The sequence below is a fragment of the Erythrobacter sp. genome (assembly GCF_038133525.1).
GTDB lineage: Bacteria > Pseudomonadota > Alphaproteobacteria > Sphingomonadales > Sphingomonadaceae > Qipengyuania.
In genome coordinates this window covers 652-1595 of the sequence record NZ_JAYPTL010000184.1, presented here as the reverse complement: position 1 = coordinate 1595, position 944 = coordinate 652, and the positions used below count along the sequence as shown (strand labels likewise).

The following is a 944-nucleotide window of genomic DNA, read 5'->3' as shown; positions in this document are numbered from 1 at the left end:
GTATCAAAGGCGGGCAGGAGGCTGGGGCTCGTTTTATTGACGCGCTGAACCTGGTGGTTCGCCTGGTAAACATTGGTGATGCCAAATCGCTGGCCTGCCACCCGGCGTCCACCACCCACCGTCAGCTCAATGACGAGGAGTTGGCCAAGGCCGGCGTGCCGCGTGACATGGTGCGCCTGTCGATCGGTATCGAGCATATCGACGACATCCTCGCCGATTTGTCACAGGCGCTCGACGCTTCGCTTTAGTCAGCTCCCGCTTGCGAGAGCTGAGCCACAAGCGTCAAGCTAACAAGCCACAAGCAAAACCCGCGCGGTGTTGAATCGCGCGGGTTTTCTTTTGGACAGTTTATGGTAGGCGCGCTTGACGGTCTTGTCGTCGATCTCATCCTGACTACGCTTCCAGCTCGCGCGCGCCAGCGCGCGTGTCAGGGAAACAGCGGCCAGACCAGCGGGATGATCAGTGAGGCGGCCAGCCACATGATCAGGTTTAGCGGTACGCCGATGCGCATAAAGTCCGAGAAGCGGTAGCCACCGGCGCTGTAAACGAAGGTGTTGGTCTGGTAGCCGATGGGCGTGGCAAAGCTGGCACTGGCTGCGAACATCACTGCCACCACAAAGGGTGTCGGGTCTGCGCCCAACTGCTGGGCTACTCCGATGGCTATGGGGGTAACCAGCACGGCGACGGCGTTGTTGCTGACTACCTCGGTCAGTACCGACGTAAGCAGGTAGATAAACGACAGCATGAACAGCGGCCCCAGCAATGGTGACAGGGTCATCACATGGCTGACTACGGTATCGACCAGTCCGACCTTGTTCATGGCGATGCTGATTGCCAGCATGCCGAAAATCAGCGTCAAAATACGCCAGTCGATGGCCTTGTAGGCGTCCTCGGTATCCAGACAGCCTGTGGCCACCACTACCGCAGCATCGATCATTGCCAAG

2 protein-coding genes are annotated in these 944 nt (G+C 59.0%); one reads left to right on the top strand and one right to left on the bottom strand.

Annotated features, from left to right (window positions below):
• Positions 1 to 248: PLP-dependent transferase (locus AAFM29_RS17820; protein ID WP_341714043.1), on the top strand; the 248-nt coding region annotated here is incomplete at its 5' end.
• Positions 249 to 427: 179 nt separating this feature from the next.
• On the opposite strand, the gene AAFM29_RS17815 is transcribed toward AAFM29_RS17820, so the two are convergent.
• A partial coding sequence (locus tag AAFM29_RS17815; protein WP_341714042.1) for an SLC13 family permease occupies positions 428 to 944 on the bottom strand: 517 nt, incomplete at its 5' end.